We start from the raw sequence: 10,041 nt of genomic DNA on the forward strand, positions 1-10,041 counted from the left end.
GGACTCCAAGTTTTCCTTGAGGTTTGCGGGCACTCGCGACATATCGCGAATAGGCATACACTGATTTATCGTGATCCATGACCCTGACCAGCGGGCCTCAGACGCCGACCGCGACCGCGTGGCCGCGGTCCTGTCAGAGGCCCTCGCCACAGGAAGACTCACCAGCGTCGAGCACGCCGACCGCCTGGACGTCGCCTACGCGGCGAAGACGGTGGGCGAACTCGTCCCCCTCACCCGGGATCTGCCCGAGGTGTCCGCGTCAAACGTGCCCGCCGCCATCGAGCAGCAGGTCATCGACTCGAAGTTCAGCAAGATCGTCCGCAAGGGGCGGTGGGTGGCCTCCCGCAACACCCGGCTGTCCGCCCGGTTCGGGGCGCTCATCATCGACCTCTCGGACGCGGTGCTGCCCGGCCGCGAGATCACCATCGAGACGAACGCCTGGTTCAGCAAGCTGATCGTGCGCGTTCCTGACAACGCGCACGTGATCGACGAGGGCAGCTCCATGTTCGGCAAGCGCAGCGTGACGGGCGGCTCGCAGGCCGACGGGCCGCTGATCCGGGTCACGGGGGCGTCGAAGTTCTCCAAGGTGATCGTGTCGCGCGGGAAGGACGACTGGAACCTCCACTGAGCGGGCGTCTCGGGAAGCCCATGTCCCGTACGCCCGACAACGCCCGTCACGGCCCGGCAGCGACACCGTCCCATCGCCGCCCGTCCCGCGGGCCCGACGGGTCGTACGCCGTGCTTCAGCGGGCCCGGCGGTCGTCCACGCGCCTTCTCGGACCCGACGGTCGTACACCGCGCCCTCGCGGACCTGGCGGTCGTACACCGCGCCTTCGCGGACCTGGCGGTCGTAGGCCACGCCTTCGCGTGCCCGGGGGGCGCGGCCGGGGCGGTCGCGCGAAACCGCCGCAGACGCCGGACCCCGGTGCCGCAGGCCCCCGCCCCCAACGCCACAGACGCCTGGACCGGTGCCGCAAGCCCGCCCCAGGCGCTGGAGTCCGGTGCGGCAGGCACCGGAGCTCAGTGCGGCGAACCCCGCCCGGATGCCGCAAGCGCCGAGCCCCGGTGCGGCAAGTCCGAAGGGGTCGCGGTAGGCGCCGGGAGGTGATCCGGGCGACCGGGGGCGAGGTGTGGGGAGCGGGCCGGGTGGTCGGCGAGACTGGAAGGGGCCCTCGGGGGAACCAACAGGGCCTACCCGCCGGTTAACCTGGCACCTGCCTTGCCTACGATGCGGACATACCGAGCCCGCGTTCCGGTCAAGCCGTGGCGGCGGGCTCGATGCCGTACGAGGTGATCATTGTCCGACAGCAGGCCCATCGCGATCGACGCCATGGGCGGCGACCACGCACCCCACGAGATCGTCGCGGGAGCGGTGCACGCCGTGCGGGAGCGCGGCCTGTCCGTCGTGCTCGTCGGCTCGCCCCGCGTGCTCTACGAGGCGCTCGCCGACCACGACGCCACCAAGGAGGTCCCGATCGTACGGGCCGAGGAGGCCCTGGCGATGGACGAGGGCGCGCTGGCGAGCCTGCGCCGGCCCCGCTCGAGCATCGCCGTCGCCTGCCATCTCGTACGCCGCGGCGACGCCGGCGCGGTCGTGTCCGCGGGCTCGACGGCGGGCATCGTGGCCACCGGCCGGCTGCGGCTCAAAGGCCAGCAAGGCGTGCTGAGACCGGCCATAGCGGTCCCCATCCCCACCCTCCCCAACCCCACCGTGCTCATAGACGCGGGCGCCAACGCCGAGGTCAAGCCGGAAATGCTGGTGCAGTTCGCCCAGCTGGGGGCGGCCTACGCCGAGCTCGCGTACGGCATCGAGACACCCCGGGTCGGCCTGCTCACGATCGGCAGCGAGGCCGAGAAGGGCAACAAGCTCGTCAAGCGCGCCCACGAGCTGCTGCTGGCCTCCCCCGGCCTCCGGTTCGAGGGGAACGTCGAGGGACACGACCTGCTGACCGGCAAGGTGGACGTGATCACCACCGACGGGTTCACCGGGAACGTGGCGCTGAAGACCATGGAAGGCGCGGTCCGCTACGCGTTCTCCGAGCTCAGGGCGGCCGTCACCGACAGCAGGCTGGCCAGGCTGGGCGCCGCGATGCAGCGCTCGCGCATCCGCGAGCTGCGCCGCCGCCTCGACCCCGAGGCGTACGGCGGCGCCGTGTTGCTCGGCCTGAACGGGACCGTCGTGATCGCCCACGGCTCGTCCAGGGCCGACGGGATCAGCGCGGCCTGCAAGCTCGCGGCCGACCTGTCCGCGGCCGGAATCGTGGCCCGCATCGGCGACAAGACAGCCACCACACCTCGCTCCCACAGATTGTGGTGACGCCGTAGGGTGTGACCGATCCACAGAAACAGGGGGTTATGTGGACCGGCTCTCCACAGTGGCCAACGGACTCACTTCGGCGCAGGTGGCGGGGGCGAAGCCCAACCACGTGCCGCGGCGGTCGAGCAGGTCGCTGAGCGCGATCGTCAGGGCGAACGTCTTCACCCTGTTCAACCTCGTCATCGGCGTGCTCTGGGCACTGGTCCTGATCTTCGGCGAGTGGCAGGACAGCCTGTTCGGCCTGGTCATCGTGGCCAACGTGCTGATCGGCATCGTCCAGGAGCTCCGCGCCAAGCGCACGCTCGACAAGCTCGCGGTGATCAACGAGGCACCCGTACGGGTCCGGCGGGACGGCGAAGAACGGCTGGTCCAGCCCCGCCAGGTGGTCTTAGGCGACCTGATCCTGCTCGCCCCCGGCGACCGCCTGCTGGTGGACGGCGAGGTGATCGAGTCCGACGGGCTGGAGGTGGACGAGTCACTGCTGACCGGCGAGGCCGACCCGGTGCACAAGCAGCCCGGCGACGAGGTCCTGTCAGGCAGCTTCGCCGTGGCGGGGGCGGGCGCGTTCGTGGCCACGCGGGTCGGCACCGACGCGTACGCGGTGAAGCTCGCGGAAGAGGCGAGCAAGTTTCACCTCGCCCACTCCGAGCTGCGCGAGGGCGTGGCGAACTTCATCAAGTACATCACCTGGCTGGTCATCCCCATCGGGGCCCTGCTGATCTACAGCCAGCTCAAGCACTCCGCCGACTTCGGCACCGCGATCACCGGCGCGGTCGCGGGCATCGTCACCATGATCCCCGAGGGGCTGGTGCTGATGACCTCGATCGCGTTCGCCGTCGGCGTCGTACGGCTGGGCCGGCGCAAGTGCCTGGTCCAGGAGCTGCCCGCGATCGAGGGCCTGGCCAGGGTGGACGTGCTGTGCCTGGACAAGACGGGCACGCTCACCGCCGGCGGCATGGACCTCGACCAGGTACTGCCCCTGCGCGACGGCCACCCGGTCGAGGACGCGCTGGCCGCCCTGGCCCACCTCGACCACTCGCCGAACGCCACCGCCCAGGCCATCCGGGCCCGCTACCAGAGCGCCCGGGACGGGTGGACGGCCGGTGAGACGGTGCCGTTCTCGTCGGCGCGTAAATGGAGCGGGGCCCACTTCGGCGAGCGGGGCGCGTGGGTGCTGGGGGCGCCGGACGTGCTGCTCGACGGCGGGGACGCCTACGACCGGGCCGCCGAGCTGGCCGCCACCGGTGCCCGCGTGCTCGTCCTGGGCCGCGCCCGCACCCTGCCCGCACCTCTGGCGGCCGAGGCACGCACCGAGCCGGACAGGACGCCCATCGAGGCCGACAGGACAGGCATCGACGCGGACGGCGCGGAGATCGAGGAGGACGGGGCAGGCGTCGAGGCGGTGGCGCTTGTCACGCTCAAGCAGCGCGTCAGGCCCGACGCCCAGGAAACCCTCCGTTACTTCGCCAAGCAGGGCGTCACGGTCAAGGTCATCTCCGGCGACAACCCCACCGCGGTCTCCGCCATCGCCACCGGCCTCGAGATCCCGGACGCGCACCGTTCGATCGACGCCCGCGACCTCCCCTACGACGACGAGGCCAAGCTGGGCGAGCTGCTCGACTCCCACACCGTGTTCGGCCGCGTCAGCCCCCGGCAGAAGCGGCAGTTCGTCACCGCGCTCCAGGCCAGGGGCCACACCGTGGCCATGACGGGCGACGGCGTGAACGACGTGCTCGCGCTCAAGGACGCCGACCTGGGCATCGCGATGGGCGCCGGCAGCCCGGCCACCAAGGCGGTCGCGCAGGTGGTGCTGCTCGACGACAAGTTCGCCACGCTGCCGCACGTCGTGGGCGAGGGACGGCGGGTGCTGGCCAACATCGAACGCGTCTCCAACCTCTTCCTCACCAAGACCTTCTACGCGATCGTGCTGTCGCTGCTGGTCGGCGTGGCCGGGGTCATGTTCCCGTTCGCGCCCCGCCACTCCACCCTGACGAACGCCCTGACCATCGGCGTCCCCGCGCTCTTCCTCGCGCTCGCGCCCACGTTCGAGCGCTCGAAGCCGGGGTTCGTCCCCAGGGTGCTGCGCTTCGCCGTACCCGCGGGGGTGTTGTGCGCGGCGGCGGTGCTGCTGTCGTTCTGGGCCGCCCACAGCGGCACGTCCACGCTCGTCGAGGATCAGACGTCGGCGGTGATCACGCTCTTCCTCACCACCTGGTGGGTGCTCGTGCTGATCGCCAGGCCGCTCAACTGGTGGCGGATCGCGCTGGTCGCCTCGATGGCGGCGGCGTTCGCGATCGGATTGACGATCCCCTTCGTACGGCACTTCTTCGCCCTCGAACCCGGCGACCTCAGCAACGATCTGACCGCCGTCGGCATCTCGATCGTGGCGGCAGTAATGATAAGCGTCGCTGTCAAGGTCGCCGGTACCCTTAGAACATGACCGACCCGCAGATAATGCTCACCGAGCGCGTCCAGCAGGCGCTGGCCCGCGCGTTCGGCTCCGAGCACGCCGACGCAGATCCGCTGATCCGGCCCTCCCAGTTCGCCGACTTCCAGGCGAACGTCGCGATGAGCCTGGCCAAGCGACTGCGACGGGCGCCGCGGGAGGTCGCCGAGGCGATCAAGACGGAGCTGTCCGACTTCCCCGGCACGGTCGAGGTCAGCGGCCCCGGTTTCCTCAACATCACCCTCGAAGACTCGTGGATCGAGTCCGAGGCCAGGCGGATGCTGGCCGACCCGCGGCTCGGCGTCGGCACGATCACGCCGTCGCAGACCGTGGTGATCGACTACTCCGCGCCCAACGCGGCCAAGGAGATGCACGTCGGCCACCTGCGCACCACGATCGTGGGCGACTCGCTGGCCCGCCTGCACGAGCACCTCGGCAACACCGTGATCAGGCAGAACCACCTCGGCGACTGGGGCACGCCGTTCGGCATGCTCATCGAGCACCTGCTCGAGATCGGCGAGGAGGCCGCGGTCGCGCAGCTGGAGGCCGGCCAGGGCACGGAGTTCTACCAGGCGGCGCGGGCGAAGTTCGACTCCGACGACGACTTCAGGCAGCGTGCCCGGGTGCGGGTGACCACGCTGCAGTCGGGCGACACTGAGACGATGCGGCTGTGGCACGTGTTCATGGAAGCCACCGTCCGCTACTTCAACAAGGTCTACCAGCTGCTCGGCGTGACGCTGACCGATGCCGACCTCGCCGGTGAGAGCATGTACAACCCCATGCTCCAGAAGACGTGCGACGACCTCGAGGCGGCCGGGACGGCGGTGATCAGCGACGGCGCGCTCTGCGTGTTCCCGCCCGGCTTCACCGGCTCCGACGACAAGCCGCTGCCGCTGATCATCAGGAAGAGCGACGGCGGGTACGGCTACGCCACCACCGACATGGCGGCGATCCGCTACCGCGTCCACGACCTGAAGGCCGAGCGCATCCTCTACGTCGTGGGCAACGAGCAGGCGCTGCACTTCCGGATGGTGTTCGCAGGGGCGCGGCTGGCGGGCTGGCTGCCCGACTCGGTCTCGGCCGAGCACGTCCAGATCGGCATGATGCTGGGCAAGGACGGGCGCCGGTTCAAGACCCGCTCCGGCGAGTCCGTCAAGCTGATGGACCTGCTCCAGGAGGCCGTCGACCGGGCCACGGCGGCCATCGCCGACCGGGGCTACGACGAGGCGACCACACAGGAGATCGCGCACGCCGTCGGCATGGGCGCGGTGAAATATGCCGATTTGTCGGTCAGTCACGACAGCGAGTACGTCCTCGACTTCGACCGCATGATCAGCTTCACCGGCAACACCGGCCCCTACATGCAGTACGCCACCGCCAGGATCCGCTCCATCTTCCGCAAGGCGGAGATGGCTCCGGCCGACGCGACGAGCCCCATCGTGCTGGCCGCACCGGCCGAGCGCGCGCTGGGCCTCCAGCTGCTCGGTTTCGGCGAGGTGGTCTCCCAGGCCACCACCGAGTCCGAGCCACACCGGCTGTGCAACTTCCTGTTCCAGACCGCCAGCCTCTTCAGCACGTTCTACGATGAGTGCCCGGTGACCAAGGAAGGCGTCGACCCGGAGACCAGGCAACACCGGCTGGCCCTGTGCAAGCTGGTCCTGGACGTTCTGGAGAAGGGGCTCAACCTACTAGGTATCCCCGTTCCCGAGCGTATGTAACAGGCAGTTGGCTCAAAGCCCGCAGATCCGCCGTGGGCGCGCCTTCACCTGGTTGGCGCGCCCGAACGGCTAGGCTTTACGCGGTCATGAATTGAGGCCGAAATGGGGGAGTTCTCTGCCTTGAGCACGGACCTTACTGCGAGCCCCCCAGCGGCTACGGAGTTGCATCGCTACGCTGAGGCGCTGCTCGCTCACCTCGCCGCCAAGGGCGCCGCGCCTCCCGCCGCACCAGGTTTTCGCGATATACCCGGCTATTGGCTGCCCCCGGCCATCGAAGCGCTGGTCGCCATCCTCGCGGGCGACGACCCGCTGGAGCCGCTGAGCAGGGCCGCCGGGCGTGACCAGCAGCAGACCGCGCTGTTCCTCTGCCTGGCCCTCGCGGTCTCCGGGCAGGGCAGCCGCATCCACGCCTCCTGGCTAGGCACCGCCTTTGGCGAGCTCTCACTCGACCGGCCAGTCTCCCACGGCCAGCGCTCGCTCTGGCTGGCCGCCGCCCGGGGGGCGTACGGCCCCGCCGGCAAGATCTTCGTGCTGCGCAAACTCGATGCCCTGGCCGTCCAGGAACACGCCGACCCGGAGCAATGGGTGCAGGCGCTGGTGCCGGGCGAGCCGTCGGTCGTGGTGCCGCCATCGCTGGTCGACTTCCCAGAGATGGCCGAGATCCCCGAACTGGCCAGACCCGCCATGGCGGCCGCCCGCCTCGCGAGACTGCGCGGGCGGTGCGCCGAGATCACCTCGACGCGGCAGGCCGATCAGGACACCGCCATCTCGCTCGACAACAGCTCGGGCAGCCCGGCCTCCAGCTGGGCGGAGGACGAGCCGCTCGCCATCCTGCGCTTCCTGATCGGCCTCGGCGGCCCGGCCGGCCCGATGGCCTCGCTCAACTCGTACCTGCTCGAGGACCTCCGCCCCGGCTCCGACCCGCACCTGGCGGCGATCGCCCTGCACGTGGCGGGGCCGATCCTGCGCGGCGTGGCCGAGGAGCTCGAAGCCGACAGCCGCCTCGCGCCGCCCACCACGCTCACCGTCGCCCTTCTCGGCCACCGCATCCACCTGCGCCCGGAGGGCCCGGAGGCGTCGTCGCTGGCCGCCGCCGAGGCCGCGCTCGTCGAGGACGGCGTCATGCCCCGCCCCCGTCCGTGGGCGGCCATGGTCCTGATCGTGGCCGGCATCGCCTGCCTCGTCGGGGCGGTCATCTCCAGCCGCCTGTTCGCCGCCGCCGCGGTGGCCATGATCGGCCTGGCCGGCTGGCAGCTCTGGCAGCGCCGCAAACTCGTCGAAGCCGACGGCCGGTACGTGGCCGCCCAGGTCAGCGAGCTGAAGGAGCTGGCGGAGGGGGCGGTGTGGGCCCTGCACGCGTACGCGAGGGAGGCGGACGAGCGCGCCAAGCAGGCCACGGAGGACGCAGCCGAACTGACCCGCCTCATCCGCCGCGGCCCCCGCGCCAGCTGACCCCACTCCCCCGCAAAGGGCCACTGCCGACTCACTTACGGCCACCGGACTGAACGCTACGCTCATCGGCGCGCGTGAGACGCAGGCTGGACGCTCTCGCTCATCGGCGCGGGTGAGATCCGGGCTAAACGCTTCCGTTCATCGGCTGCCTGACATAGGGGCAGGGCGCTTATGATCGTCGGCTGCGTGAGAACCCGACAGGACGCTCGCGGTCGCCAGCCACTTGGCGAACGGACGGAGCGCTTATGATCGTCGGCCGCACGAGATACGGACAGAACGCTTGCGGGTCGTCAGCCGCTTGACGAACGGACTAGGCACATGCGGATGTCGGCCGCTTGGCGATGCGAACAGGACGTTTCCGACCGCCGGTCCACTCGGCCAATGGGATGATGGCTTACGTCCAACGGCCCCACACCCAACGCACTGGACGCTCATCGCCATCGGACCGCTCGGCCATCGGACCAGACCTCACGGCATCGGCCCGCCGCGGCCGACGGGCGGACTCTCACAGTCATCAACCCCATGGTGGCCCGACTGGACACTCACGGCCATCGGCCTGTCAGCGAACGGGCGGACACTTACAGCCATCGGCCCTTTGGTGGCCGGATTGGACGCTCACGGCCATCGAACCCTCGGCGGACCGGGGCGGACACTTACGGTAATCGGCTCCGGCGACCGTCCAGGCGGAGTGCCGTGGACGGGTGGCGTGTCAGGAAGCGCACACCGATAAGTGGACAGCATCTGGGCTGTTCAGGGGGCTGGTCGTCATGAGGTACCCGCCCAGGGGCCAGCGGATCGCGACTCGCTGGCGGCCCGCCTGAATGGCCCAGGTCGGTGGCGCATTGACCATCCGCCTCCGTACCCGGCCACCGGCTCGACCCCGCCGGGCGGTCGTGGTCAGCGCAGCCCGCCTCTGCGCGCCGACCACGGCCCAGCGGCCCGGTTACCACACTCAGGTGGTCTCGATCTCCACGTGCGCCGGCGCGAGCAGGAAGACGCGGTCGGCGATGCGCTCGATCCGCCCTTCGCACCCATAGGCCAGCCCGGCGGCGAAGTCGACCATCCTCGTCGCCTCAGGCATAGCCATGCCCGAGACGTCCATGATTACCGTCTGTCCGTCACGGAAGTGCTGGCCGATCAACGGCGCGTCGTTGTACTTGAGCGGCTGGACCATCACGATTCGTGACGAGTCGACGTTCGCGCGCCACCGCCTGGCGGCCCGCTCGGTCGCGGGGACGTACTCGTCCTCGTAGTTCTCGTCGTCGTCATAGCCTTCGTCGTAGTGATCGACCCCGCTCAGGCCAAGGTAGCTCACCACCTTGCGCACTGCCCCCATCGGCTTGTCCTTTCCTCAGGAACTCACCGTAATCGGCACGTCCCTACACATTGGACGGTAACCGACGATTCCGCATTCGCCACGCGACACGCCCAGCCCTAATTCCATTTTGTACAGCTTGCAGCCCGCTTGCATCTGGATATCCGACCACAGCCCGCCAACGGTCACGTGCGCCTCTCCACTGTCGACGCCTTCACCAGCCAAGGCTTTCCAGCCTAATCGCGCGGCGCGCTGCCTGCTGGGCTCTCCGGTTACTCGTGGGCGGATGCAGAGAGTAGCCATCGGGATGAACCACACAGAGCCCCGCCAATTCGCCCTCGCCGACTCCCTCTCGCCGCCGGAAGTCACCCTCTGTGGTCGCCCGCCGAGCCGGCATGATGCCGATCGTCTATTCGACTGTGGTCGCCAGCCGAGCCCGGCCGATGCCCGTCCTCTATTCAACGGAGGCGACGGAGCCGGCACTCGAATTCGGTACAGGGGTGCAGACCGAGGAGGCGACGGAGACGGCCGGCGAATTCGGTGCGGGTGCAGACCGATGCGCAGCGGCGTGGATGGGCGCGACGGCATACGTATGAGAATGCGGCACCCGGGCCAACGCCTCAGGCGCGTGGACACGCGTCCTGGGCCGTCGGGTGCGGGCGGGCAGCCGGCCGCGAGGGAACGCCTCACAGCTCCCCTCACAGCCGGCACAGCACACAAAAAAAAGGGGGTCCGACGCCCAAGGCGTCGAACCCCCTCAAAGATTGTCCGGCGGCGACCTACTCTCCCACAC

Annotated in this window: 6 protein-coding genes; 5 read left to right on the forward strand and 1 reads right to left on the reverse strand. The window is 69.8% G+C overall.

The features are described from left to right. Positions 1 to 70 precede the first annotated feature (70 nt). The 5 genes from ACIHFD_RS64825 to ACIHFD_RS64845 all read left to right on the forward strand — a co-directional run bounded on the left by ACIHFD_RS64825 (position 71) and on the right by ACIHFD_RS64845 (position 7,933). Entirely contained in the window at positions 71 to 628 is a 558-nt protein-coding gene (locus ACIHFD_RS64825; RefSeq protein ID WP_363985631.1) for a DUF1707 domain-containing protein, read from the forward strand. Positions 629 to 1,297: 669 nt separating this feature from the next. Continuing rightward, positions 1,298 to 2,317: a phosphate acyltransferase PlsX gene (plsX, locus tag ACIHFD_RS64830; RefSeq protein WP_397375435.1), complete on the forward strand. Its 1,020-nt coding sequence runs from the start codon at positions 1,298 to 1,300 to the stop codon at positions 2,315 to 2,317. 40 nt (positions 2,318 to 2,357) lie between these two features. Beyond that, positions 2,358 to 4,757, forward strand: a complete 2,400-nt coding sequence (locus ACIHFD_RS64835) for an HAD-IC family P-type ATPase (RefSeq protein WP_397375436.1) — start codon at positions 2,358 to 2,360, stop codon at positions 4,755 to 4,757. After that, a complete protein-coding gene (argS, locus tag ACIHFD_RS64840; RefSeq protein ID WP_397375437.1) occupies positions 4,754 to 6,481 on the forward strand; it encodes an arginine--tRNA ligase in 1,728 nt (575 codons plus the stop codon). Before ACIHFD_RS64835 ends, argS begins: the two co-directional genes overlap by 4 nt. Positions 6,482 to 6,643: 162 nt before the next feature. Continuing rightward, complete coding sequence (locus ACIHFD_RS64845; protein ID WP_397375438.1) at positions 6,644 to 7,933, forward strand: hypothetical protein; 1,290 nt, start codon at positions 6,644 to 6,646, stop codon at positions 7,931 to 7,933. Between the two features lie 952 nt (positions 7,934 to 8,885). Here the strand turns inward: ACIHFD_RS64845 and ACIHFD_RS64850 are convergent. Further along, entirely contained in the window at positions 8,886 to 9,269 is a 384-nt protein-coding gene (locus tag ACIHFD_RS64850; RefSeq protein WP_350742559.1) for a cell division protein SepF, read from the reverse strand. Positions 9,270 to 10,041 lie beyond the last annotated feature (772 nt).

Source organism: Nonomuraea sp. NPDC051941 (assembly GCF_044593615.1).

Bases quoted from the DNA above. Each gene is read 5' to 3' on its own strand.
- argS (WP_397375437.1), top strand. From the start codon at position 4,754: ATGACCGACCCGCAGATAATGCTCACCGAGCGCGTCCAGCAGGCGCTG.
- ACIHFD_RS64850 (WP_350742559.1), bottom strand. From the start codon at position 9,269: ATGGGGGCAGTGCGCAAGGTGGTGAGCTACCTTGGCCTGAGCGGGGTC.